Origin of the sequence: Burkholderia mayonis (genome assembly GCF_001523745.2) — a bacterium.
GTDB lineage: Bacteria > Pseudomonadota > Gammaproteobacteria > Burkholderiales > Burkholderiaceae > Burkholderia > Burkholderia mayonis.
The window spans coordinates 1722959-1745691 of sequence record NZ_CP013387.1; the positions used below are offsets into that span (position 1 = coordinate 1722959).

Consider the following 22733-nt stretch of genomic DNA (forward strand, 5'->3'; position numbering starts at 1 on the left):
CGATTTAAGCAAATCTAGTATGGGAATTCTAAAAACCACCAACTACCTCGAATCGGTTAGCTCGTAGGGACGAGAGTCAGACAAATTGGTCGCCATATTTTATAGAGCGGCCCCGAGCCTACCGCGTCAATCTGTTACCCCCAAGCGCCAAAATTGTTACGGCCAACCAACATCAATGCTAATTAGCTCAGTTGTTTTGATTATCGCAACGCTCAAACGCTGATTATTGATCGGGGGTCGGAGTGTCCAAGTAGTTGTGGTTTTTAAGATTACCATTGAAATGTATGGGCAATGAAAGGATGCGTGTTGACGGCGTGGTCCGTATTTGGCGTGGTGACAAGCTGCACCGATATCATGCGTGCCGCACGCTTTCGGTCCAGAGAGCGCCATTGCCTGCACCCAAATTGCCAGTATGAAGTTCGATCCTTGGGAAAATCGGAGCGATGCTCCGACATGTGTAACAATCGTACCGTAGGGATGCGCTGGATGAGCAAACATCAATGCACTTCACCATACGAAATAGAGAGAAGATGGCGAATATGATCACGGCCGAGCGTTTAGATTACCGCCCTATGAGGGAGGGTGACATTGGTGCATTTTACGATGTGCGCTTCTCGGTAAGCGAAAATAGGATTCACCCGCATCAGATCCATTTGCTGAATCGCGACCTATTGATCGAAAAGATCCGACAGGGCGGGGGCTGGATCTGCGAGTGCGGCGGCGAAGCGGCCGGGGTATGTCTGCCCGTCATTACCGATACACCGTTCATTTCTGCTCTATTTGTTAAACCAATCTTTCATGGCATGGGTATTGGACGCGAGTTGCTCGAGCGCGCGGTGAAATGGTTGAGGGTCAAAGGAATTGAGAAGGTCACCTTGGTCACCGACCCAGGTTCGCGAGCCGATGGCTTCTACCAGCATCTCGGATGGAAGCGCGGCGAGTTGGACGAGTACGGCTGCCAAGTCGTCTTTTCGAAATCGCTGAAAGAATAAGCTATCCGAGGATGTTGGATGAAGCCAGTAGCCATGACGGCCAATCGCAGCGCGACGCAGCGCCCTGCGCCGCTTCATACTATTTTTATTACGCTTGAGGTAATGAAGCGTATAGGATTATCGAGTGAGACTCTCCTAGTCGGCACCGGCATTCCGCCTTCTGACGTCGAGCGCCCCAACGCAATGGTGACGCATGCCCAAGAGATGGTCTTATTTGCAAATGCTCTGAAGATTACGGGAAATTCTGCAATTGGGCTTCATATCGGCAATGAAATTCCAGTGACGGCATACGGGCTTCGGGCCCACGCGATGCTTGTTAGCCCTACGTTGGGTGACGCGATGCGTCTAGCGTTTGAACATCCGTTACTAGGAATAAGTTATTTTCGGATGAAACTGTCCGTCGACGGCGATACGGCTCGAATTATTGTTGGTGGCTACACCTACCGGTCCGACTTGCTTGTTTTAAACACCGACATGTGCTTTACCGCGGTCCGGCGGCAGATGATGGACTTGATAGGAAAATCGCCAAACTTCACCCGTATCGGGTTTACCTTCTCAAGACCTCCTCACGAAAATATTTATTCCGAGTACTTTCCATGTCATGTGGCATTCGATTCTGAACAGAATTTTCTCGAATTTGATGCCTCAATTTTAGGTACGAAATTACCTCTCGCTCATCCTATTGAGTATGATGTCGCGAAGAAAGCGTGCGCGAAACGGGAGTTTGAATTGGCGCATTGGATGCCGACTGACCTCGTGGGACAACTGCTCTGTCTGATGTATGAAAATCCGAACTGTCAGGATGTCGTCAAGTTCGCCGAGCAGCTTGGTATGTCGTTACGCAGTTTGCAACGCAGACTTAAAGATATGGGAACATCGTTTAGTGCTTTGCAAGACCTCGTTCGACAGGATATCGCGTCGAAATACCTCGCTGAAAGACATTATACGGCCAAAGAGATAGCCGCCCGCCTCGGATACAAGAATGCATCTGCGTTTAGTCGCGCATTGAAGCGTTGGTCGAAGCTGACTGTCGACTGATTCCAATTCGTTGAAATTTACTAGGGGGCAATCATCGAACCGCGGCACCGTACACTGCCGCAGTGGCAAGCGTATTCTTGACGAGCTTGTTCCGAAACCGATCCGGTGACTTCTAGCCCGTAGTCAATGAAGAGCTCCTCGCCCGGGGCGATGTTCCGGGCCGCCTCGATGAAGATGCGGTTCTTCGACTCGACGGCTCGGCAGTTTGGGGCACACGCATGGTTGAGCCATCGTGCGCTGTTGCCCCCGATACTGCCGTCGATTACGTGACCGTTTGAGAGGCCGAAGTAGAACGTGTGTCCAGCGTGTCCGTGGCGACGATGTGCTTGCGTTGCCGTTCGCCACGCGATGACTTCGCCTTTGTACTCGAGCAGCAATTCGCCAGCCTTTAGCGGCCGCAGCGCGAACACTCCATTGCCATGGACGCTCGACTTGCGCACGACGAAGCGCTTCATATCGTTTTTCTGTTCCTTACGTATCTTGGGCGATGAACCTGGAAATGACCCGCTTTCGTGGACACGATCTATCCTGTTCGTGCCGCAGTCCGGCATTCCCTGGGAGATACGCTGACGGGCACGAACCGTAACGACGTCTTCCATCTATTGCCACTCGTCGAGGCGATCCCGCCCATCCGTGGCAAATGGGGACGGCCATCGCCGAAGCCGGTCGTCGTGCAGGCCGATCGTGGCTACGACCATGACAAATATCGCAAGCCACCGCACGCTGCCGGTGTTGCTACGCAGATCGCCCGTCGCGGCAAGCCACACGGAAGTGGCCTTGGCAAGACACGATGGGTTGTCGAGCGCACCTTCGCATGGCTGCACAACTTCAAGCGTCTGCGCATCGTGTTCGAACGCCTTGCGATCATACACGAGGCGTTCATGAAACGCAGCCTGCATCATCTGTTGGCGACAGCTTCAAAACGCTTTCTATTAGCGCTTTTAAGCCGCCTTCCGTCGCCCACCGCGCCGTTCGACCGAATGCCGCCCTTGCGCGCGCGACGCAAGCGCGACGCAATTCGCAAACTCCGCCGCCGCGGCCGGCGTCGCCCCCGTTACTATCTTCACACCCCGATAATTGGGGTTTTGGCCAGCCAGGCCCGGCATGATTCCCGCCCCCAGTCGCAGTCATGATCCGGGGGGTGTTGTCACCGGGCCTGGTGGGTGGCTGGTGATCGCTGATAGGGGTTTGGCCGGGATATCCCGACGCCGTCCGTAACGTGGATGCCGAGACTTGCCACCGTTGTTGCAAACCAACCCGTTCACTCTGCACAAACTGCGATGCAAGACACACAACAACGTGATGCCGTCGATGTCTTCGTCGGCGTCGATGTCGGTAAAGGCCAGCATCACGCCGTTGCACTCGATCGGAACGGCAAGCGCCTGTACAACAAGGCGCTGCCCAACGACGAGGCAAAGCTGCGCGCCCTCATCGCCGAACTCAAGACGCACGGCCGACTTCTATTCGTCGTCGACCAACCGTCCACCATCGGTGCACTTCCTGTAGCCGTCGCCCGCGCTGAAGGCGTACTCGTCGCCTATCTGCCGGGACTGGCCATGCGCCGCATCGCCGACCTGCATGCTGGTGAAGCCAAGACAGATGCCCGAGATGCCGCGATCATTGCCGAAGCTGCTCGCTCGATGCCGCACACGCTGCGCTCGCTTCGATTGGCCGACGAGCAGCTCGCCGAGCTCACCATGTTGTGCGGCTTCGACGATGATCTTGCCGCCCAGGTCACTCAAACCAGCAACCGCATTCGCGGCCTGCTCACCCAGATCCATCCGGCGCTCGAGCGCGTTCTCGGACCGCGCCTCGACCATCCAGCGGTGCTCGATCTCCTTGAGCGCTACCCGTCGCCCGCCGCGCTTGCCGCCACCAGCGAGAAGACGCTCGCCAACCGTCTGACCAAGCTCGCGCCCCGTATGGGTAAAAGCTTGGCGACTGAGATCGTTCAGGCTCTGAGCGAACAAGCCGTGATCGTGCCCGGCACGCAAGCCGCCACCATCGTCATGCCCCGCTTGGCCCAGCAACTCGCCGCCTTGCGCACGCAGCGTGACGAAATCGCCGCCGAAGTTGAGCGGCTGGTGCTCGCTCACCCTCTTTGGCCGGTCCTGACCAGCATGCCGGGAGTCGGCGTCAGGACCGCCGCCAGACTCCTGACCGAAGTCGCCCATAAAGCCTTCGCTTCGGCTGCTCATCTGGCGGCCTACGCTGGCCTTGCCCCGGTCACCCGGCGCTCAGGCTCGTCGATCCGTGGCGAGCACCCATCCAGACGGGGCAACAAGGTGCTCAAGCGCGCCTTGTTCCTCTCCGCCTTCGCTGCCTTACGAGACCCAGTCTCACGGGCCTATTACTCGCGCAAGATCCAGCAAGGCAAGCGCCACAACCAAGCGCTCATCGCACTGGCTCGGCGACGCTGCGACGTCCTGTTCGCCATGCTGCGCGACGGCACCATTTACCAACCCAAGTCAGCCCCTAACGCTTGACGAACAACATAGGGGCACCCCCCCGCATTCCGCTCGACAAGGCCGATCTCCCGGCGGAACGCGTCGTCCCCGAGCGACAGTTCAACGACGCCCTTCGGCATCTGCGGCGCAGCCGTGCGCGGCACGCGCGCGCCCCTGACGCCTGACGCAGGCGAAGCGTCAGCGCCCGCCCTTCGCGTTGTCGTCGATCTCCGTCTGCAGGCGCGCCTCCTGCTCCCGCAACTCCGGCGTCAGCTCCGCGCCGAAGTCCTCCATTTCGAACAACGGCCGGATCTCGATCTCCGACTCGCCTTCCATCGGATTCGGGCACCGCCTGACCCACTCGACGGCCTCGTCCATCGACGCGACCTTCCACAGCCAGAACCCGGCGACGAGTTCCTTGGCCTCCGCGAACGGCCCGTCGATCACGGTTCGCGCGCTGCCCGAGAAGCGCACCCGCTTGCCCTTGGCGCTCGGATGCAGACCTTCGCCCGCAAGCATCACGCCCGCCTTCACGAGCGCCTCGTTGAACTTGCCCATCGCTGCGAGCAGTTCCGTGCCGGGCATCTTGCCCGCTTCCGAAGCGTTCGTCGCCTTCACGATCACCATCACACGCATCGTCTTCTCTCCTTGAGCGAATTATTCGAGCCGCACCGCCACCGAACCCGACCCGGTTTCGTCCAGCCGCCTCGACACAACGACGAACCAGCGCCACCGAATTCGACATCTTTGCGCAAAAATACTCGGCGCGTGCGTCGACACCCGCCCGCCGCCGGCTCCGGGCGACGCGGCGCAATCGTTTGCCGCAACACAGCGCGAACGCGTTTGCCGCGCCGCCCCGGCGGCGGCGCGGATGCCATAATCGTGGCTCACTTCGCAGAATCGGGACCCCACCATGCAAAATATCGACAATCCCCAGCACGACCGGGAAGCGGGCTTCGCCGACGCGACGCAGGACACGACGCGCATCGACGACGTCCGCATCGGCGCGGTGCGCCCGCTCATCTCCCCGGCGCTGCTGCAAGACGAACTGCCCGTGCCGCCCGCCGTCCAGACGCTCGTCGAGAAACGCCGCCAGGCGATCGGCGACGTGCTGCACGGCCGCGACGACCGCCTCGTGACGGTCGTCGGCCCATGCTCGATCCACGATCACGACCAGGCGCTCGATTACGCGCGCCGGCTCAAGGCCGCCGCCGACGCGCTGCACGACGACCTGCTGATCGTGATGCGCGTGTACTTCGAGAAGCCGCGGACGACGGTCGGCTGGAAGGGCTACATCAACGATCCGCGGCTCGACGGCAGCTTCCGCATCAACGAAGGGCTGCGCGCCGCGCGCCAGCTTCTGCTCGACATCAACGCGCTCGGCCTGCCCGCGGGCACGGAATTCCTCGATCTGCTGAGCCCGCAGTACATCGCAGACCTGATCGCGTGGGGCGCGATCGGCGCGCGCACGACCGAGAGCCAGAGCCACCGTCAGCTCGCATCGGGCCTGAGCTGCCCGATCGGCTTCAAGAACGGCACCGACGGCGGCGTGCAGATCGCGGCCGACGCGATCGTCGCCGCGCGCGCGAGCCACGCGTTCATGGGCATGACGAAGATGGGGGTGGCGGCGATCTTCGAGACGCGCGGCAACGACGACGCGCACGTGATCCTGCGCGGCGGCAAGAAGGGCCCGAATTACGACAGCGCGAGCATCGACGACGGCTGCGCGGTGCTGCGCGCGGCGGGTCTGCGCGAACAGGTGATGGTCGACTGCTCGCACGCGAACTCGAACAAGTCGCACTTGCGGCAGATCGACGTCGCCGAGGACCTCGCGCGGCAATTGTCGCAAGGCGAGCGGCGCATCACCGGCGTGATGATCGAAAGCAATCTCGAGGCCGGCCGGCAGGACCTGAAGCCGGGCGTGCCGCTGCAATATGGCGTGTCGGTCACCGATGCGTGCCTGAGCTGGGCGCAGACCGAGCCGGTGCTCGACACGCTCGCGCAGGCGGTGCGGCGGCGGCGCGCGGCCTGACGGCGGGCACACCGAAACTTCGCGGTTGCCGTCCGTTCGACGCGGGCCGCGGCACACCATTCGCGCTCGCGAGGATCGCCGGAAAACACGATAGCCCCCGTCGATGAGGAAGCCATGAGCGCCAGTGCGGATGTCGATGCGGCAGTCGCCAAGCAGTACAACGGGTTCGGCCGATTCGGAGAGCTGGCGCAACTGGCCAGACGCTTCGACCGCGCCTTTCTGACGGCGGTCCGCGATGCGTTCCTGTCGACGGCCCACCCGGCCGAATCGCTTCAAATCTCGATGGGCTGGATCGACAAAAAGCTGTATGCGGACATGCAGCCTTACGGCGCCGTCGATTGCTACGCGAACACCATCCATCCACCCGCCCGGTCGAATTGGGCGACACCGCCATTTTCGTGATCGAGGCATTCGCCAGGGATCGCCGAATCACGCTTCGTCGCGGCAGAGGCTTGATCGTGCAGGCCAAGGCTGCGCCGGGCGCGCAACGGCCGAAGGTTCCCGTCACGTCGTTGTCGTTGTCGTTGTCGCTGTCCAATCCCGACGCATCGGCCAACAAGGAGCTTGCGCTGCTGTCGGCGTGGCCGAAGTTCGACCTGCATCGCGCGAATGCACGCCGCGAACCGCTAGGCGAGCGCGATGTCGAACAGCGCGATCGGACATTCGGTCGCTTGCGCCATTGGGAAACAACGGTATCCGGTCGTCGTCATCCATCGCACGCGGCCCGACTGAAGCCCGGTTCGGCATCCGGAAATCTCTTGCATCGCCGGGGTCCGACCTTCCGGGCCATTGACGGACATCCGCCTACACCGACGACACGACCGTCAACGCGAACCCGTCCCAGCCTTTCGAGCCGACCGTCTGCAGCGCGGTCGTCGTCAGGCGCGGATCGGCGGCGATCAGGCGGAAGTATTCGCGCACGCCGATCGCGTCCGGATCGTCGTTCCGCCGATCCGCGACACGCCCCTGCCGCACGACGTTGTCGGCGACGATGACGGTCCCCGCGCGGGCCAATTCGACTGTCAGCGGCAGGTAGTCCGGATAGCTTTCCTTGTCGGCGTCGAGAAAGATCAGGTCGAACGGCTCGGTCCGCTCGGCAATCAGCCGCTCGAGGCTGTCTTTCGCACGGCCGACGACGACCGACACGACGTCCGCCAATCCCGCGCGCGCGATGTTCTTCCGCGCGAGCGCCGCATGGTCCGGATTCGCTTCGAGCGTCAGCAGTACGCCGCCCGGCGGCAGCGCCCGCGCGAGCCAGATCGTGCTGTAGCCGCCGAGCGTGCCGAGTTCGAGAATCCGGCGCGCGCCGCGGATCGTCGCGAGCAGGTTCAGGAACTTGCCCTGATTCGCGGTGACGTTGATGGCCGGCAAGCCGGCCGCCTTGCTCGAAGCCAATGCCGCATCCAGCGACGGATCGGACGGCGCGAGCTGGCGGCAGAAGAAATCGTCCACCGCGTTCCATTGTCGTTCGCTCATCGCGCACCTTTCGCTGTCGGGAGAGAAGGCCATTCTATGCTCGGCGGCGCGCTGTCGCCTGACGATCTCGCCGGCTGGATTTGCCTGACCGGTCGTCAGGAGGAAATCGAAGTCGAAACGCGCGGCGAGCATCGCCGCTCGGCTGCGCCGCTGGTCAAGCTGGTCAAGCCGCTCGTGTCGCTCGTGCGGCCCAAGCGGATCGAAACCCCGAAGAAGACCGCTCAAAACCGCTGCGCCCGAGCGCCCCGAAGCTGCCCGTCGCATCAGCCGAGCCCGACGTCGGCCACGCGATTCCGGCCGCCCGCCTTCGCCTGATAGAGCGCCTGATCGGCCGCCTCGACGACGGCCTCGACGTGCGGCGCGGGCGTGCCGTCCGGCTGCCACGCCGCAACGCCGACGCTGACCGTCACGAACCCGACTTCCGATCCTTCGTGCTCGATCCCGAGCATCCGCACGCCCATCCGCACGCGCTCGGCGACGACGAGCGCGCCGCCGCGCGGCGTGTCCGGCAGCACGACGACGAACTCCTCGCCGCCGTATCGCGCGACGACGTCGCCGAGCCGCGCCGCCTGCTGCGCGATGCAGCGCGACACGGTCGCGAGCACGTCGTCGCCGACCTGATGCCCGTATGTGTCGTTGTAGCGCTTGAAGTGATCGATGTCGACGAACAGGATCGCGAGCGGCCGCTCGCCGCACACCGCGCGCCGCCATTCACGCTCGAGCGTCTCGTCGAGCGCGCGCCGGTTGTGCAGTCCCGTGAGGCTGTCGGTGCCCGCGAGCCGCGCGAGCGCCGCTTCGGCCGTCGACTTGCGCCACAGCGAATGCGCGAGATACGCGCTCATCGCGACGAAGATCAGCGCGAACACGCCCGTCAGCACGCCGAAGCGCCACGTGCGGACCCGCCACGCCGCATAAATGTCTTCGTCGGCGATCGCAACCTGCACGATCAGCGGAATCTCGTCGAGCCGGCGATACAGGTAGAAGCGCCTCACGTGATCGATCGGCGCGACGTCGAAAAACTCGCCCGAGCGCCCGAATTGCATGCGCATGTGCGGGCTCGTCCCGCTGAGGTCGAGGCCGATGGTCTTCTCGTCGAACGGAATCCGCGTCACGATGCGTCCATCCGCGTGAATCAGCGCGAGCGCGCCGTGCCGGCCGACGCCCGCCGCCGCCAGCAGTTGCCGGAAATATGACAGGCGCACCGCGAGCACGACGACGCCCGCGAACGAGCCGTCCGCGCGCTCGATGCGGCGCGACAGCGCGACGCTCGGCTCGCCGCCTCGCGCCGGAATCCGATACGGACCGCTCAGGAATGTTCCGAGCTTCGGATCGTCGCGTTGCGCGGAGAAGAAGTCGTACGACGCGAAACGCCCCGGCGGCGGACCGTCCACCGACGCGAGCTGCACGCGCCCGCGCGCGTCGAGCACGTAGATCGCGCCGGCCACGTTGGCGGCCACCGCGGCATCGAACAGGATCTCGCGGCGCAGGTCGGCGGACAACTTGGCGATCCGTCGGTCGCCGAGCTGCGCGGCGATGCGGCGCAGCGTCAGGTCGTGCAGGCGAAAGCCTCGCGTGACATCGTGCCCGATCATCCGCAGCGTGTTGCGCGCGGCGTCCTGCGCGTGCTCGAACGCGTCGTCGCGGCTGTCGCGCAGGATCGCCGCGCAAATGGACATCATGACGATCGCGATCGCCACCGCGCCGGCGATCACCATGTAGCCGAGCGGCATCCGGTGCGACGGCCCTCGCCGTCCGCGCAAGCCGGCATGTATCGATTTCATGCTTGTCTAGATGAGCGCGACGCGCTTCGTCACGGAAAAGATCGCCGGGCATTATCCCTGATGCGTGCCGCGCAACGCGCATCGGAAACGACGCGCGGTTGCGCGCCGCCGTGCCGAACCGGATCGGAATATTCCGACCGCGAAGAGTCTCGACATGCCGAATCGGCGACGCGAGCCAATCGATCGGAAGGCGTTTCGAATCGACGCCGCGAAATGCGGCGAGCGGCCATTTTATCGAACGTTCGGCGCCGTGTTGACCCTGCGCACGGCGATTCGACACACGTCGCGGGAAAGCGCTCAAGAACGCCGAATCGACGCCGATAACAACCCGCATGCACACGATCGTTCAGCCGTTTCCGCCTCGCTTGCGCGATCGAACGCACCGCCGTCGCCGCCGTTCGACGATGCAATCGCACTCGCGCACGCGAACCCGACCGCCATGCTTTTTCGTCATGCGTGATTGCATGTCGCACGAAGCGCGCGCTTGAGAGCATCGATCGTTTCGCGAAACGAAACACCGAATCAACATCCATTCGGAATTGCAAACGCCGTAGCAGGACGTCTAATCCACTCTCTCATTTTCGCCATGGCAACCGCTAAATCGTCATCGTCCATTCCCACCGAATTCCTCTACATCGGCGCGGCCGGCGAGCACTACATCATGTCCGAGTGCTTCCGCCACAACATGGAGGCGTTCAAGCTGCCGATCGACAAGGGTTTCGATCTCGTCGTCACGCGCGCGTACCGGCATCTGTCGCGGCTCGACGATGCGCCGAAGCCGGTCGATCGCAGCGTGCCGGAAACGCCCGTCTACGTGCAGGTCAAGAGCCGCCAGGCCACGCCGATCGCGCCGTCGAAGGACAAAGGAGACCGGCCGAGCTGGGAAGGCTATTTCTCGATCAAGCCGTCCGATCTCGCGCTCATCTGCGCGACGCCCAATTCGGCGCTTGCGTGCGTGCTGTTCGTCGACACGCGCGGCGAACTGATGCGCAGCCGGACCGCCTATGCGTGGTGGATGTCGAGCGCGTACGTGAATCTGATGCGCGACAACGGACATTTCATCGAGATGCCGAACAAGGACACGCTCGAGCTATGGGTGCGCTACGTCGAGCCGGCGCCGGACAGCGGCTACAAGCAGAACACGTACATTTCGTTCTTCAAGCAATGCCAGATCAAAGGCTCGGAGCCGGGCAAGAAATCGAGCGGCTTTTTGCTGGCCGAAGAGCGGTTCGACTTCGGCCAGCTCGGCGCGGAATGAAGGGGCGGGCGCCGTTCGGCATTCGCCGTCGCCGTGCGCTGTTCACCGCTCACCGTCACCGTGTGACGGACGACGCGATGCGTTCCGTTTGCGGCAAAGCAAGCGCGCCGTGAATGTTGGATGGCGCGGGCGTCCGCATCGCGGCGAGCCGCCGCGTCGCGCGCGACATTATCGGTGGGATGCGCGGCCGACTGGCAATCACATCGAAGCACGCGTGTGATCGATGACGATGGAGCGAATCGCCGGCTCGGTTGAAGCAGTCGAGGCGCGTGAGGCGACCGAATCGGTCGACGTGGACGTGGACGTGGTTGACGTGGATGTGGATCTGGTCGATGTGGCCGACGTGGTCAACGTAATAGGAATAATCGAAGCGGCCGACGCGATCCAAATGCTCGGAATGACCGAATTGGCAAAAGTGGGCGAACACGCCACGGCGATCGACAAGCGCGCCGACGGAGCGCCGACTGAGCGCCGACTGAGCGCCAACCGCACGCATGCGACGTCAGGACTTGCGCCCGCCCCCGCCGCGCGTTTTCTTCGCAACGTCCCGCTCCCCGCGCCGTCGCCCGCCCGCCGCGCCGAGACGCCGCCGCGCAACGGCCCGCACCGCTTCGATCAGCGAGCGGGCGACGGGCGACGGCTGCGCGTCGGTGCGCAGGATCAAGCCGACCGGTTCGTCCGCGCCCTCGACAGGCAGTGCGAGCCGCACGAGCGTGCCGGCCGCGAGATCGTATTCGGCCGCATAGCGCGGCACGAACCAGACCGCGTCGTTCTCGAGCGCGAGCGCGCGCGCGACCGACACCGACAGCACCTCGACGAACGAATCGAGCGGCGGCGCGCCGCACGCACTCAGCAGCTGCTCGGCCGCCTGGCGGATCAGCGTGCCGTACGGCGGCAGCACGACCGGATAGCGCGCGAGCTGCGCGGCGGGCGCGGCGCTCGTCGCGAGCGGGTGGCCCGCGCGCACGACGGCGACGAGCGGCTCGTTGTACAAGTGCTCGAACGACAGCCCGACCATCCGCTCCGGGTCGGACAGCCGCCCGATCGCGCACTCGATCGCGCCGGACTTCAGCCGCTCGAGCAGTTCGGCGTTCGCGACGGTCGTGACCCGCACGACCGCGCGCGGCCATTCGTTCGCGAGCGCCTTCAGCACGGCGGGCGCGAGCGACGCGGCGACGGTCGGCAGCATGCCGATTTCGAGCGTCGCGGCCGCGCCGCCGCTCTCGCGCGCGAGGAGCCCGACGCCCTGCCGCAGCGCGAGCACGCACGCGCTCGCATGCGGAATGAACAACTGCCCCTCGCGCGTCGGCCGCGCGCCGTGCCGGCCGCGCTCGAACAGCTTCACGCCGAGGATCGCCTCGAACTCGGCGATCGTCTTCGACACGGCCGGCTGCGTGATCGACAGGCTTTGCGCGGCCTTCTGCACGCTGGCGAACTGCGCGACGGCGAGAAAGCACTGCAGGTGCCGGAATTTGACCCGGCCGTCGGCGATCCGATGTTGCATAACGTCTGGTTATACGATCAGCGATAAAACATCATTTTGCATAACTTTCTCGATTAGCTAAAGTCCTTCCATTCCGCTTTGACAACCATCAATCTGGAGACGACTCGATGGATTCCTCGACGCTCGCGCCGCGCGACTGGCCGTCGCATCCCGCGTACATTCATCCGCCGTACCGTTCGTCGGTGAAGCGCGGCCCGACCCAGCCGCTGATTCCGCTGAAGGACAAGCTGCGCAACCAGCACGCGCCCGTCTACGGCGCCGACGACCTCGGTCCGCTCGACCACGACCTGACGAAGAACGCGGCGAGGAACGGCGAGCCGCTCGGCGAGCGGATCATCGTCACGGGCCGCGTGCTCGACGAAGGCGGCAAGCCGGTGCGCGACACGCTCGTCGAGGTGTGGCAGGCGAATGCCGCAGGCCGATACGTGCACAAGGCCGACCAGCACGACGCGCCGCTCGACCCGAACTTCCTCGGCGCGGGCCGGTGCCTCACCGACGAGAACGGCCGCTATCGCTTCCTGACGATCAAGCCGGGCGCATATCCGTGGGGCAACCATCCGAACGCATGGCGGCCGAACCACATCCACTTCTCGCTGTTCGGCGACTACTTCGGTTCGCGGCTCGTCACGCAGATGTATTTTCCGGGCGATCCGCTGCTCGCGCTCGACCCGATCTTCCTGGGTACGCCCGAGGACGCACGCGATCGCCTGATCTCGCGTTTCTCGATCGACACGACCGAAGAAGGCTTTGCGCTCGGCTACGAATTCGATATCGTGCTGCGCGGCCGCGACGCCACCCCGATGGAGCGCTGAGCATGACGACGCTGAAACAGACCCCTTCTCAGACCGTCGGCCCGTACTTCGCGTACGGCCTCTGCCCGCAACAGTACAACTACGACCTGAAGAGCCTCTTCATGCCCGTGATCGCGACGCCCGAAGCGGCGGGCGAGCATATCGTGCTCGTCGGCCGCGTGTTCGACGGCGACGGCAACGCCGTCGGCGACGCGATGCTCGAGTTCACGCAGGTCGACGGCGCGGGCCGCTATCCGGCGTCGCGCGAAGAAGCCGCTGCGAGCGGTTTTTGCGGCTTCGCGCGCGTCGGCACGGGCACGGATGCGCAGAACCGCTTCGTCGTCCATACGGTGAAGCCGGCTCGCACGTCGGAGACGGACGCGCCGCATGTCGACGTGACGGTGATGATGCGCGGGATTCTCACGCACGCGTTCACGCGGATCTACTTCGACGACGAAGCGGCCGCGAACGAAACCGATGCGGTGCTTGCAAGCGTGCCCGCCGCGCGTCGAGCGACGCTGATCGCGAAGCGCGACGCACAGGCGAACGGCGTGGCGATCTATCGCTTCGACATCCGCATGCAGGGCGAGCAGGAGACGGTGTTCTTCGACGTCTGAACGCCAAACGCCGCGGGACGCGCGAAAGCGGCCCGCGGCGCGCGAATCGCCCGGCCGGCACCCGCCGCCGGCTTCTTTTCCCTTTTCCTCTTGTCGACGAAGACAGTCGCCCTGCGCCATCGCTCGCCGCGCTCGCTTCGTTCGCTCCGCCCGCTTTTTCCTAGCCGCGATGGCCGCGGCGTTGCGCGGAATCGAGTCAATCATGGTTGACGACTCGACACAAAACGCAACGCGATCGCCGCGCATCGGCGGCATGGTCCTCGCACGGTCGACCGACCTTCGACGGCCTGGCCTCCCACCGCCCCGCACCTTCGTCTTTCTCATACGGTCCGTCGATACGGCGATCAGAATCGTTTTTTTGCATTCGAAATAAAAACAAACCGGATTGACCGATTTGAAATTACGCGCCGCCCTTATTCCCATAAAAGTAATTTCAATATTCCAAAAACAAACACCGTCATCAACTTGACATACTTGCATCACGACCTAGACTCGTTAATAAATTTATTCCGCTTTAAAAGTCCCCCATCAACGTCAAATCACAAAAATGCCAAATTCTTACAAACGCCCGACAAATTCGAATCGCGTATCCCTATTCAGGAATCAGATCCGGAATAAAAAATGCGTCAGGATAATCGAGTCATTCAGCCCGTTGAGCGCGCTGATCATCGAATCGCTCCGCAGCGGCCAGGACGGCGCGGAAATCCGCTATGACGGCTTCTGGTCGAGCTCGCTCACCGATTCGACATTGCGAGGCAAGCCGGACATCGAATTGCTCGACATACGCAGCCGCCTTTCGAACATTTCCGAAATCTTCGAAAACACCAATCTTCCGTTGATCATGGACGGAGATACCGGCGGGCAGCCCGAGCATCTCGCGATCAACGTTCCATTGATCGAGGCGGCCGGCGTATCGGCCGTGATCATCGAAGACAAGATCGGGCTGAAGCGGAATTCGCTGTTGGGCAACGACGTGTTTCAGGAACAGGCGTCTCCCGACGATTTCTGCGAGAAAATCGAGATCGCCAGGCGCGCCAAGCTCAACGACGACTTCATGGTGATCGCGCGCATCGAAAGCCTGATACTCGACAAGGGCATCGACGACGCGCTCCTGCGCGCCTGCCGATACACCGAGGCGGGCGTGGACGGCGTCATGATCCATAGCCGCCGGAGCTCGCCCGCCGAGGTATTCGAGTTCGCGCGCCGTTACCGGCGCGCGTTCCCGTCGACGCCGCTCGTCTGCGTGCCGACGAGCTACAACGACGTGCATTTCAGCGAGCTGGCGGGCGTCGGGTTCAACGTCGTCATCTACGCGAATCACCTGTTGCGCGCCGCGTATCCCGCGATGCGGCGGGCCGCGCAAGGCATCCTCGAGAACGGCAGATCGCTGGAAATCGAATCCATGCTGTTGCCGATCAGGGATGTCTTGTCACTCATCCCGGGGCCGAGCCCCGGTTGATTCACAGCATCGCGCAGACCGCCTTCAGCGCATTGGCCGCGTAAAGGCGCAATCGAGGCGGAATCTGATGCGATTGAATGTCGGGGCCGAGAATGCCGACGCCGACGGGTTTCATGAATTCCAGCTGCAAATCGACGAGAGAACGGATCACGGCCTGCGCCATCACGAGCCCATGCTGAGTTTCGCCCTTTTCGATGATTCCGAGAACGACGACCGCATCGACGTTCTCTTCCATCAGCGCACGCTTGGTGGCAAGCGGCTTTTCCATGGAGCCCGGCACGCCTTTCTCGTAGACGATCTCGGCCCCCGCCGCGAGCGCTTCGGCTCGCACCGCGTCGCGCATTTGCGCCGCTTCGCTTTCGTGATAAGTGCCGTAAATGACTGCAATTCTTTTCATGTTGCCCTCGTTATGAAGGAGCCTGTGTTCGACACCGACGGTCATTCGCCGGCATTGGCCGCGACGCTCGATTGATTCATTCTCGCATAACTCTTTTTAAAGGATGATCGAATGAAACTCGATACGCACGTTCATCTTCTTCCCGGCAAAAGCGCGTCGCCGGATTGGGACGAGATCCGCTTCACGTTCGACGCTGCGCGCCACGACGGACTCGACGCGGTATGCATCTGCGAACACCTGGACGCGACGCATTACCACGCGTTGCTCGCCGATCTGTTCGACCGCAACGTGCTCGCCGGCACGCCGCTTTCCGCCGGCGTGCTTCGTCTCCCCGGCGGCCTCACGGTCAGCGCCGGCGCCGAGGTGTCGCTGCGCGGCGGCGGCGACGCCGGCGTTCACGCGGCGCCGTCGACGCTGCGCGCGCTCGATTCTCAAAAAGGGGCCTACGCCCTGCCCGCGCTGCTCGACGCGCTCGACGCCACGGGCGAGCCTTACGCGATCGTCGCGCACCACGTCTACTTCCATCACAAGTGGATCGACGAGTTGCCGGCCGTCGGCGGCCGCCTCGATGCGATCGAGCTGCCCGCCAAGGATCTCGGCGCATCGGATCGATACCGCAGCCTCGCGTCGCGACTCGAATTGCCGCTCGTGGGCGGCGGAGACGGACATACGTGGCTGCAGATCGGCGCGTGCTACACGTTCGTTCCGGACGACGCATGGTCGAGCGACGCCGGCTTCTCCGTGCCGCGCTTCAAGGACGCGCTGAAGGCTCGTCACGCCGAGCCCGTTCCCGTTCCGGGCGCGGACCGGTTCATCAGGATGTCCCGCCTCTATCGCGATCGAATCAATCGCGCGACGCCGCAATGACGGCGCGCGCAGGATCGCCCCATTTCGGAGGACTGACCACATGACGAAGCGAAAAACCATCCTGACCTGCGCCGTGACGGGCAGCCAGACCCGCCAGGACCAGAATCCCAATTTGCCGATCACGCCTCGGCAAATCGCGGAATCGTCGCTCGAAGCGGCCGACGCCGGCGCGGCGGTCGTCCATCTGCATGTGCGCGACCCGCACACGGGCAAGGCGTCGATGGACATCGGGCATTACCGCGAGGTCGTCGAGCGCATTCGCGAGCGGAATCCGGCGCTGATCCTCAACATCACGACCGGGCCGGGCGGACGTTTTCAGCCGGGAGAGCCCGACCCGCTCGTCCCCGGCCCCCGCACGAACCTTCTGCCGCCGGAACGGCGCGTCGCGCATCTCGGCGTGCTGCGTCCCGACATCGCGACCGTCGATCTGGACACGATGTTTTTCGGCGGCGACGTCGTCATCAATACGCCGGCGAGCATCCGGACCATCGCGCGCGCGATCTACGAGACGGGCGCGATCCCCGAGCTGGAACTCTTCGACAGCGGCAACCTGCATCTCGCGCGCGATCTGTTCGACGACGGCACGTTCAGTCATCCGGCGATCGCGAGCCTCATCGTCGGCATCAAATACGGCATGCCGGCGACGCCGGAGGCGCTCGTCTTCGCGAAGTCGCTGCTGCCGCCCGGCGTCGAATGGACCGGGTTCTCGATCGGCCGGCACGCATTTCCGATGCTCGCGCAATCGTTCATCCTCGGCGGACACGTCCGGATCGGCATGGAAGACACGATCTACATCGACAAGGGCAAGCTCGCGTCCGGCAACGCCGAATTGGTCGACAGGGCGAAGTGGATCGTCGAGCGCCTCGGCGGCGAGCTCGCGTCCGCCGAGGAGGCGCGCGTGCAGCTGGGGCTCGAGACGCAGCCAGCCTGAACGATCCGTCCCGGCCGCGTTGCGCCGCCCGGCCGGCTCGCCAACTCTCACGGGAGTTCCCTTGCCTTTCTCCGTCATCCTGATCGTCCTGTTCGCCGCGTTGCTGCACGCGACCTGGAACGCGCTGATTCGCAGCAGTGGAAGCCGCCTCTGGTCGTCGACCGTCCTGTGCATCGCGATGGGCCTCTTCGCACTGTGCTTCGTTCCGCTGCGGCCGACTCCGCCGCGCGACAGCTGGGCCTGCATCGTCGCTTCCGCCGTGCTGCACGTCGTGTACAACCTGATGCTCGTGCGCGCGTACCAGCGAGGCGAATTGAGCGTCGCCTATCCGATCGCGCGCGGCACGTCGCCCGTGCTCGTCACGACGGGCGCGGCGCTGTTCGTGGGCGAACGCATCGGCGCGCCGACGCTGCTCGGCCTGCTGCTGATCTCGGGCGGCATCTTCGCCGTGGGCCTCGACCGGCGCGCGCTCGGCGACGATGCATGGACGCGCGCGCTGCCCGACGCGCTCGGCACCGGCGCGTCGATCGCCGCGTACAGCGTCGTGGACGGCATCGGCGCGCGCGCGGCCGGCGACAGCATCGGCTACGCGGCGTGGATGTTTGCGCTCACCGCGCTGATGATGCTGCCGACCTACTGGCTGCTCGAAGGACGCCTGACGCTCGGCGGCCGCAAACGGGAACTGGTCAAGGCGGGCTTCGGCGGCATGTCGGCCGCGCTCGGCTACGGCATCGTCATCTGGGCGATGAAGCAAGGCGCGATGGGGCCCGTGTCGTCGCTGCGGGAAACGAGCGTGGTGTTCGCGGCGCTGATCGGACGTTTCTTTCTGTCCGAGCCGGCTTCGGCCAGGAAGGTGCTGGGCTGCTCGATCATCACGACGGGCACCGTCCTGATCGGCTTTTCCGGCGCGTTGACGAAGTAGGCGGACCTCGCATGAACGACGGCGCGCGACGGCGTTCGGCATCCCAATCAATCTCAACGGAGCATCGCCATGCATGCAATCATCTTGGAAGACACGACGCTGCGGGACGGCGAGCAATCGCCCGGAATCGCGTTTTCGAGGCCGCGCAAGAAAGCGATCTTCGGCGCGCTCGTCGATGCGGGCGTCCGCTGGCTCGAAATCGGCATTCCGGCGATGGGCGGCGAGGAGCTGCTCACCATCCGGGAATTGCTCGAACGAAAGAACGAAGCGCATCTCGTCGGCTGGAACCGCGGCGTGCGCAACGATGTCGAGCAGTCGCTCGACCTCGGATTCGAGGCGATCCACATCGGCTTGCCGACGTCGGCCATTCATCTGAACGACAGCGTCAAGAAGGATCGCCAATGGCTGCTCGACAGCTCCGCCGATCTCGTGAAGCTCGCGAAGGATCGCGGCGCGTTCGTGTCGATCAGCGCGGAGGACGTCGGCCGCTCAGACATTTCGTTCGTCGAAGCGTATGCCGCACACGTCGCGCGCGCAGGCGCGGACCGCATCCGGCTGTCCGACACGATAGGCATCCTGACGCCCGAGCAGTACGGGGACATCGTCGCGCGCGTGAAGCGCGCATCGGGCATCGCGGTGCAATGCCACGCGCACAACGATTTCGGATTCGCGACCGCCAATACGATCGCCGGGCTGCTCGCCGGCGCGACGTTCTTCCACGTCACCGTCAACGGTATCGGCGAGCGTGCAGGCATGCCCGATCTCGCGCAAACGGCGATGGCGCTGCAGCGGCTCTACCACGCGGACCTCGGCATCGACACGACGAAGCTCATCGCGCTCAGCCGGCTCGTCAGCGAAGCGTCGCACGTGCCTTGCCCGCCGTGGCAGCCGGTCGTCGGCGGCAACGTGTTCGCGCACGAGTCCGGCATCCACGCGAACGGCACGCTGCGCAACAGCAGCGCGTTCGAGCCGTTTCCGCCGGAAATCGTCGGCGGCGAACGGCGGATCGTCATCGGCAAGCATTCCGGCCGCGCTTCGATCGCGCATGTGCTCGAGCAACGGGGCATTCGCGCGGCGGACGCGGAATTGGGCGCGTGCCTCGACGAAGTGCGCACGCAGTCGATGCATCGCGAGCGCGCGCTCGACGTGGACGAACTGCTCGGCATCTATGCGTCGGTTCACGCGGGATTCGAGCGAGCGAGCGCGTCGCCGCTCGGGCGCTAGCGACAGGTCGTTCGCGTTTCGTCGCCGCGCGCCGCGACGCGCCGCACGCTCGGCGCCCGGCATGCGCGGAACGCGCCGCTCAACGCAGCATGAACGACATCGCCGACAGACAGTTCAACGTCCGCACGACGTGCTCGATCGACGGCGCAGAGAACCGCAGCGTGACCGCGTCGACACGTTCGAGCGACGGCCATTGGCAAAACAGATCGGCGGCCGCGACGGTCTGCGTCTGCAGCTCGCCGATCGCCGCGCGCGGCGCGCGCGGACGCGCCATGCGCGCGACCTCGCGCGCCTGCTCGACCGCCTGCCGCGCCGCGACGCCGAGCGCCGCGCACGCGGCGGCGGGCGTCATCGACGCGCCGCTCGCGAACCCCGTCGCCTCCTTCACGGTCACGAAGCGCGCCGCCGGAAACAGCGGCCGCGTCTCGTCGACGAATACGTCGTCGCCGGACAGCAGCACGACGTGCGCGCCGTACTCGTGCGCAAGCGCGCCATAGAGTCCCGCTTCGCCGATTTCACGTCCGTCGAGCAGCACGCGCGCGAACGCGAAGCTGTTGATCGTGTGCGCGAGCAGGCCGCGCGTCTGCGCCTTCGCGTGATAGCCGATCATGAACACGAGATCCGGCCCGCCTTCGAGGCCCGCCATCATCCCGAGCGTGCGCGGCTTGCCGAGCACGACGCGCGCGCGGGCGTCGAGGCCGTCCGGCAGCAGGTTGCGAAAGCCGCCGTGCGAATCGTTGACCCACACGCGCGTCGCGCCGCCCGCGAACGCGCCTTCGACGGCGGCGTTCGCCTCGGCCGTCATCCAGCGGCGCGCGCGTTCGTATTCGGGATTGCCCGCGCGCGTCTGCTCGACGCTCACGACGCCCGCGATCCCTTCGATATCGGTCGAAATCAGGACTTTCATCAGTCTCCCGCGCGCGATTCGCGCAGCCATCGTTCGAGTTCCGGCGCCGCGTCGCGCAGCGCGCGGCGCGCATGGCCGTCGCGGCCCGCGACGCGCGTCGCCTGCCACAGCGCGTCGACGATCGCCTGCTCGACGCTGTCGGCTGCGGCGGCGAACAGCGGATCGAGCGCCGCATCGGCGACGAGCGCCGGCAGCGCGACGCGCTCGGCGTCGTGCGGCACCGTGTATGCGGTCGAGAACGCGAGCGCGATGTCGCCGCTGCCGTGGCCGTACACCGACCCCGTCCGCGCAAGGCCCGCAGCCGCGCGCAGCGCGACGCGCTTCAGCTGCCGCGACGACAGCGGCGCGTCGGTCGCAACGAGCATGATGATCGAGCCCTGCTCGGGCGGCGGCGCGTCCGGATGCGAAGCGGCGGCGTCCGGCGCGCCGCGCGGCGCGATCCCGCCGCCCGCGCCATCCGGATCGCCCGAACGGCCCGCCTTGCCTGAGCCGCCCGCATCCCGCCCGGCGATCATCCGGCCGACCGGCACGCCCGCGATCGTCAGCATCGGCAGGCGTCCGAAATTCGCGAGCACGAGCGCGCCGACCGTCCACGCGTCGCCCGCCGCGCGCACGACGCGCGACGCCGAGCCGATCCCGCCTTTCAGGTCGAAGCACGACATCCCGCGCCCCGCGCCGACCGCGCCGCGCGCGAACCCGGGCCGCGCGTCGGCGAGCGCCTGCGCGTAATGCGCGGGCGTCACCGCGAACGCGTGCAGATCGTTCAGATAGCCGTCGTTGCACTCGAACACGAGCGGATTGACAGTCGGCCATGCGCGGCCGATCCGCGGATTCGCGTCGATCGCCGCACGGATCTGCGCGTGCGCGACCGCGGCGACGCCGAACGTGTTCGTCAGCGCGAGCGGCGTCTCGACCACGCCGAGTTCGTCGACCTGCATGAGCCCGATGCTCTTGCCGAAGCCGTTGATCACCGCGGCGGCGGCGGGCGCCTTGTCGCGATAGACGTCGCCCGCGTGCGGCCGCACGACGGTCACGCCGGTCTGCACGCCGTGCGCGTCGAGCGTCGCGTGGCCGACCGTCACGCCCGCGACGTCGGCGAGGCTGCCGAGCGGCCCGGCAGGCAGCGCGCCGACGTGCGGCGCCGCCGCGGCCGGCGCGCGTTCGGAAGACGCGCCCATCACTGCCGTTCCAGCTTCGGATCGAGCGCGTCGCGCAGCCCGTCGCCGAGCAGGTTGAATGCGAGCACGGTCAGAAAAATCGCGATGCTCGGAAAGAGCGCGACGTGCGGCGCGTTGACCATGTCGGCGCGCGCCTCGTTGAGCATCGCGCCCCACTCGGGCGTCGGCGGCTGCGCGCCGAGGCCGAGGAACGACAGGCTCGCCGCCGTGATGATCGACGTGCCGATCCGCATCGTGAAGTAGACGACGACCGACGACACCGTGCCCGGCAGGATGTGCCGCATGATGATCGTCCGATCGGACGCGCCGATGCTGCGCGCGGCCTCGACGTAGGTCATCTGCTTGAGCGCGAGCGTGTTGCCGCGCACGAGCCGCGCGAACGCGGGCACGCTGAACACGGCCACCGCGCAGATCACGTTGATCATCCCGTTGCCGAGGATCGCGACGACGCCGATCGCGAGCAGGATCCCCGGAAACGCGAACAGCACGTCGGCGACGCGCATCGTCGCGCGGTCCCACCAGCCTTCGTAGTAGCCGGCGAGGAGGCCGAAGAACGTGCCGATCACGGCGCCGAGCGCGACCGAGAAGAAGCCTGCGGCGAGCGAGATCCGCGCGCCCGCGACGATCCGGCTGAAGATGTCGCGTCCGAGCGAATCGACGCCGAACCAGTGCGCGGCCGACGGCCCCGCGTTCAGTGCATCGTAGTCGAAATAGTTCTCCGGATCGTACGGCACGAAATGCGGGCCGACGATCGCGACGACGACGAGCAGCAGCACGAACGCACCCGCCGCGAGCGCGACGTGCTGCTTCCTGAACTTGCGCCAGAATTCGCTCCACGGCGTGCGGATCGCGGTCGACGCGACGGCAGTGGCGGACGCGGAAGGGGTGGGAACAGTCGCGTTCATGCGCGCC

Annotated in this window: 26 protein-coding genes and 1 pseudogene; 17 read left to right on the forward strand and 10 right to left on the reverse strand. The window is 64.9% G+C overall.

Annotation, left to right across the window (positions count from 1 at the left end; all coding sequences use genetic code 11):
• The first annotated feature begins 539 nt into the window (after positions 1 to 539).
• A complete protein-coding gene (locus WS70_RS26250) occupies positions 540 to 992 on the forward strand; it encodes a GNAT family N-acetyltransferase (RefSeq protein WP_059597985.1) in 453 nt (150 codons plus the stop codon).
• A gap of 18 nt (positions 993 to 1010) precedes the next feature.
• Entirely contained in the window at positions 1011 to 2030 is a 1020-nt protein-coding gene (locus WS70_RS26255; RefSeq protein WP_059597982.1) for an AraC family transcriptional regulator, read from the forward strand.
• A 20-nt stretch (positions 2031 to 2050) separates the two neighbouring features.
• Here the strand turns inward: WS70_RS26255 and WS70_RS26260 are convergent, their stop codons facing one another.
• Complete coding sequence (locus WS70_RS26260; protein ID WP_059472107.1) at positions 2051 to 2485, reverse strand: SET domain-containing protein; 435 nt, start codon at positions 2483 to 2485, stop codon at positions 2051 to 2053.
• A gap of 111 nt (positions 2486 to 2596) precedes the next feature.
• Here WS70_RS26260 and WS70_RS31920 point away from each other — a divergent pair.
• A pseudogene (locus tag WS70_RS31920) lies at positions 2597 to 2966 on the forward strand (transposase); the annotation flags it as partial.
• A 344-nt stretch (positions 2967 to 3310) separates the two neighbouring features.
• The gene (locus tag WS70_RS26275; protein ID WP_059598524.1) at positions 3311 to 4516 is read left to right on the forward strand and encodes an IS110 family RNA-guided transposase; all 1206 of its coding nucleotides are present in this window, start codon (positions 3311 to 3313) and stop codon (positions 4514 to 4516) included.
• 159 nt (positions 4517 to 4675) lie between these two features.
• Here the strand turns inward: WS70_RS26275 and WS70_RS26280 are convergent, their stop codons facing one another.
• Positions 4676 to 5113, reverse strand: coding sequence for a YciI family protein (locus WS70_RS26280; protein WP_059472104.1), 438 nt, complete (start codon positions 5111 to 5113; stop codon positions 4676 to 4678).
• 277 nt (positions 5114 to 5390) lie between these two features.
• Here WS70_RS26280 and WS70_RS26285 point away from each other — a divergent pair, with 277 nt between their 5' ends.
• On the forward strand, positions 5391 to 6509 hold the full coding sequence (locus WS70_RS26285) for a 3-deoxy-7-phosphoheptulonate synthase (protein WP_059472103.1): 1119 nt from the start codon (positions 5391 to 5393) through the stop codon (positions 6507 to 6509).
• 114 nt (positions 6510 to 6623) lie between these two features.
• Positions 6624 to 6911, forward strand: a complete 288-nt coding sequence (locus tag WS70_RS26290) for a hypothetical protein (protein ID WP_059472102.1) — start codon at positions 6624 to 6626, stop codon at positions 6909 to 6911.
• 402 nt (positions 6912 to 7313) lie between these two features.
• Here the strand turns inward: WS70_RS26290 and WS70_RS26295 are convergent, their stop codons facing one another.
• On the reverse strand, positions 7314 to 7985 hold the full coding sequence (locus WS70_RS26295) for an O-methyltransferase (protein ID WP_059598521.1): 672 nt from the start codon (positions 7983 to 7985) through the stop codon (positions 7314 to 7316).
• A 36-nt stretch (positions 7986 to 8021) separates the two neighbouring features.
• Between WS70_RS26295 and WS70_RS26300 the strand changes: the two genes are divergently transcribed.
• On the forward strand, positions 8022 to 8300 hold the full coding sequence (locus WS70_RS26300) for a hypothetical protein (protein ID WP_059598520.1): 279 nt from the start codon (positions 8022 to 8024) through the stop codon (positions 8298 to 8300).
• On the opposite strand, the gene WS70_RS26305 is transcribed toward WS70_RS26300, so the two are convergent.
• Positions 8249 to 9715, reverse strand: a complete 1467-nt coding sequence (locus tag WS70_RS26305; RefSeq protein ID WP_059472099.1) for a GGDEF domain-containing protein — start codon at positions 9713 to 9715, stop codon at positions 8249 to 8251. The two genes, WS70_RS26300 and WS70_RS26305, sit on opposite strands and share 52 nt — an antisense overlap.
• 3 nt (positions 9716 to 9718) lie before the next feature.
• Between WS70_RS26305 and WS70_RS33725 the strand changes: the two genes are divergently transcribed.
• The 3 genes from WS70_RS33725 (at position 9719) to WS70_RS26315 (ending at position 11024) form a co-directional block, all read left to right on the forward strand.
• Positions 9719 to 10090: a hydrolase gene (locus tag WS70_RS33725; RefSeq protein ID WP_082716286.1), complete on the forward strand. Its 372-nt coding sequence runs from the start codon at positions 9719 to 9721 to the stop codon at positions 10088 to 10090.
• Positions 10020 to 10226 (forward strand): hypothetical protein, encoded by a 207-nt coding sequence (locus WS70_RS32540; protein WP_203236004.1) that lies wholly within the window; start codon positions 10020 to 10022, stop codon positions 10224 to 10226. Before WS70_RS33725 ends, WS70_RS32540 begins: the two co-directional genes overlap by 71 nt.
• 126 nt (positions 10227 to 10352) lie before the next feature.
• On the forward strand, positions 10353 to 11024 hold the full coding sequence (locus WS70_RS26315) for a hypothetical protein (RefSeq protein ID WP_059472097.1): 672 nt from the start codon (positions 10353 to 10355) through the stop codon (positions 11022 to 11024).
• Between the two features lie 55 nt (positions 11025 to 11079).
• On the opposite strand, the gene WS70_RS31925 is transcribed toward WS70_RS26315, so the two are convergent.
• Positions 11080 to 11520, reverse strand: coding sequence for a hypothetical protein (locus tag WS70_RS31925; RefSeq protein ID WP_159082974.1), 441 nt, complete (start codon positions 11518 to 11520; stop codon positions 11080 to 11082).
• Between the two features lie 6 nt (positions 11521 to 11526).
• The gene (gene pcaQ / locus WS70_RS26325) at positions 11527 to 12528 is read right to left on the reverse strand and encodes a pca operon transcription factor PcaQ (protein ID WP_059472095.1); all 1002 of its coding nucleotides are present in this window, start codon (positions 12526 to 12528) and stop codon (positions 11527 to 11529) included.
• Positions 12529 to 12635: 107 nt separating this feature from the next.
• Between pcaQ and pcaH the strand changes: the two genes are divergently transcribed.
• The 3 genes from pcaH to aepX all read left to right on the forward strand — a co-directional run bounded on the left by pcaH (position 12636) and on the right by aepX (position 15395).
• On the forward strand, positions 12636 to 13340 hold the full coding sequence (gene pcaH / locus WS70_RS26330) for a protocatechuate 3,4-dioxygenase subunit beta (protein ID WP_059472094.1): 705 nt from the start codon (positions 12636 to 12638) through the stop codon (positions 13338 to 13340).
• A gap of 2 nt (positions 13341 to 13342) precedes the next feature.
• Entirely contained in the window at positions 13343 to 13936 is a 594-nt protein-coding gene (gene pcaG / locus WS70_RS26335; protein ID WP_059472093.1) for a protocatechuate 3,4-dioxygenase subunit alpha, read from the forward strand.
• Between the two features lie 547 nt (positions 13937 to 14483).
• Positions 14484 to 15395 carry a phosphoenolpyruvate mutase gene (gene aepX, locus WS70_RS26345; RefSeq protein ID WP_059472091.1) on the forward strand — a complete coding sequence of 304 codons (912 nt, stop codon included), beginning with the start codon at positions 14484 to 14486 and terminating at the stop codon, positions 15393 to 15395.
• 1 nt (position 15396) lies between these two features.
• Here the strand turns inward: aepX and WS70_RS26350 are convergent, their stop codons facing one another.
• The gene (locus tag WS70_RS26350) at positions 15397 to 15837 is read right to left on the reverse strand and encodes a 6,7-dimethyl-8-ribityllumazine synthase (RefSeq protein ID WP_203236005.1); all 441 of its coding nucleotides are present in this window, start codon (positions 15835 to 15837) and stop codon (positions 15397 to 15399) included.
• Positions 15838 to 15903: 66 nt separating this feature from the next.
• Here WS70_RS26350 and WS70_RS26355 point away from each other — a divergent pair, with 66 nt between their 5' ends.
• From WS70_RS26355 to WS70_RS26370, 4 genes are all read left to right on the forward strand, one after another.
• Positions 15904 to 16659 carry a PHP-associated domain-containing protein gene (locus WS70_RS26355; RefSeq protein WP_059598516.1) on the forward strand — a complete coding sequence of 252 codons (756 nt, stop codon included), beginning with the start codon at positions 15904 to 15906 and terminating at the stop codon, positions 16657 to 16659.
• A 40-nt stretch (positions 16660 to 16699) separates the two neighbouring features.
• Entirely contained in the window at positions 16700 to 17590 is an 891-nt protein-coding gene (locus WS70_RS26360; RefSeq protein WP_059472089.1) for a beta-keto acid cleavage family enzyme, read from the forward strand.
• Positions 17591 to 17651: 61 nt separating this feature from the next.
• Positions 17652 to 18512: a DMT family transporter gene (locus tag WS70_RS26365; RefSeq protein ID WP_059598515.1), complete on the forward strand. Its 861-nt coding sequence runs from the start codon at positions 17652 to 17654 to the stop codon at positions 18510 to 18512.
• A 69-nt stretch (positions 18513 to 18581) separates the two neighbouring features.
• On the forward strand, positions 18582 to 19736 hold the full coding sequence (locus WS70_RS26370; protein WP_059472087.1) for a homocitrate synthase/isopropylmalate synthase family protein: 1155 nt from the start codon (positions 18582 to 18584) through the stop codon (positions 19734 to 19736).
• Positions 19737 to 19815: 79 nt separating this feature from the next.
• On the opposite strand, the gene WS70_RS26375 is transcribed toward WS70_RS26370, so the two are convergent.
• The 3 genes from WS70_RS26375 to gsiD are packed head-to-tail and all read right to left on the reverse strand — an operon-like array spanning position 19816 to position 22726.
• Entirely contained in the window at positions 19816 to 20643 is an 828-nt protein-coding gene (locus WS70_RS26375; RefSeq protein WP_059598514.1) for a M55 family metallopeptidase, read from the reverse strand.
• Positions 20643 to 21821 (reverse strand): DmpA family aminopeptidase, encoded by a 1179-nt coding sequence (locus WS70_RS26380; RefSeq protein WP_059472085.1) that lies wholly within the window; start codon positions 21819 to 21821, stop codon positions 20643 to 20645. Before WS70_RS26380 ends, WS70_RS26375 begins: the two co-directional genes overlap by 1 nt.
• Positions 21821 to 22726, reverse strand: a complete 906-nt coding sequence (gene gsiD / locus WS70_RS26385) for a glutathione ABC transporter permease GsiD (RefSeq protein WP_059598513.1) — start codon at positions 22724 to 22726, stop codon at positions 21821 to 21823. Before gsiD ends, WS70_RS26380 begins: the two co-directional genes overlap by 1 nt.
• Positions 22727 to 22733 lie beyond the last annotated feature (7 nt).

What these genes read in the sequence shown, in the direction of transcription:
- pcaQ (WP_059472095.1), bottom strand. Translation starts at nt 12,528, where the DNA reads ATGCAACATCGGATCGCCGACGGCCGGGTCAAATTCCGGCACCTGCAG.
- WS70_RS26315 (WP_059472097.1), top strand. Translation starts at nt 10,353, where the DNA reads ATGGCAACCGCTAAATCGTCATCGTCCATTCCCACCGAATTCCTCTAC.
- WS70_RS26300 (WP_059598520.1), top strand. Translation starts at nt 8,022, where the DNA reads ATGCTCGGCGGCGCGCTGTCGCCTGACGATCTCGCCGGCTGGATTTGC.
- WS70_RS26275 (WP_059598524.1), top strand. Translation starts at nt 3,311, where the DNA reads ATGCAAGACACACAACAACGTGATGCCGTCGATGTCTTCGTCGGCGTC.
- gsiD (WP_059598513.1), bottom strand. Translation starts at nt 22,726, where the DNA reads ATGAACGCGACTGTTCCCACCCCTTCCGCGTCCGCCACTGCCGTCGCG.
- WS70_RS26255 (WP_059597982.1), top strand. Translation starts at nt 1,011, where the DNA reads ATGAAGCCAGTAGCCATGACGGCCAATCGCAGCGCGACGCAGCGCCCT.
- WS70_RS26285 (WP_059472103.1), top strand. Translation starts at nt 5,391, where the DNA reads ATGCAAAATATCGACAATCCCCAGCACGACCGGGAAGCGGGCTTCGCC.
- pcaG (WP_059472093.1), top strand. Translation starts at nt 13,343, where the DNA reads ATGACGACGCTGAAACAGACCCCTTCTCAGACCGTCGGCCCGTACTTC.
- WS70_RS26250 (WP_059597985.1), top strand. Translation starts at nt 540, where the DNA reads ATGATCACGGCCGAGCGTTTAGATTACCGCCCTATGAGGGAGGGTGAC.
- WS70_RS26360 (WP_059472089.1), top strand. Translation starts at nt 16,700, where the DNA reads ATGACGAAGCGAAAAACCATCCTGACCTGCGCCGTGACGGGCAGCCAG.
- WS70_RS26305 (WP_059472099.1), bottom strand. Translation starts at nt 9,715, where the DNA reads ATGCCGCTCGGCTACATGGTGATCGCCGGCGCGGTGGCGATCGCGATC.
- WS70_RS26280 (WP_059472104.1), bottom strand. Translation starts at nt 5,113, where the DNA reads ATGCGTGTGATGGTGATCGTGAAGGCGACGAACGCTTCGGAAGCGGGC.
- WS70_RS26290 (WP_059472102.1), top strand. Translation starts at nt 6,624, where the DNA reads ATGAGCGCCAGTGCGGATGTCGATGCGGCAGTCGCCAAGCAGTACAAC.
- WS70_RS26370 (WP_059472087.1), top strand. Translation starts at nt 18,582, where the DNA reads ATGCATGCAATCATCTTGGAAGACACGACGCTGCGGGACGGCGAGCAA.
- aepX (WP_059472091.1), top strand. Translation starts at nt 14,484, where the DNA reads ATGCCAAATTCTTACAAACGCCCGACAAATTCGAATCGCGTATCCCTA.
- WS70_RS26375 (WP_059598514.1), bottom strand. Translation starts at nt 20,643, where the DNA reads ATGAAAGTCCTGATTTCGACCGATATCGAAGGGATCGCGGGCGTCGTG.
- WS70_RS31925 (WP_159082974.1), bottom strand. Translation starts at nt 11,520, where the DNA reads ATGCGTGCGGTTGGCGCTCAGTCGGCGCTCAGTCGGCGCTCCGTCGGC.
- WS70_RS26355 (WP_059598516.1), top strand. Translation starts at nt 15,904, where the DNA reads ATGAAACTCGATACGCACGTTCATCTTCTTCCCGGCAAAAGCGCGTCG.
- WS70_RS26350 (WP_203236005.1), bottom strand. Translation starts at nt 15,837, where the DNA reads ATGACCGTCGGTGTCGAACACAGGCTCCTTCATAACGAGGGCAACATG.
- WS70_RS26295 (WP_059598521.1), bottom strand. Translation starts at nt 7,985, where the DNA reads ATGAGCGAACGACAATGGAACGCGGTGGACGATTTCTTCTGCCGCCAG.
- WS70_RS26260 (WP_059472107.1), bottom strand. Translation starts at nt 2,485, where the DNA reads ATGAAGCGCTTCGTCGTGCGCAAGTCGAGCGTCCATGGCAATGGAGTG.
- WS70_RS26380 (WP_059472085.1), bottom strand. Translation starts at nt 21,821, where the DNA reads ATGGGCGCGTCTTCCGAACGCGCGCCGGCCGCGGCGGCGCCGCACGTC.
- pcaH (WP_059472094.1), top strand. Translation starts at nt 12,636, where the DNA reads ATGGATTCCTCGACGCTCGCGCCGCGCGACTGGCCGTCGCATCCCGCG.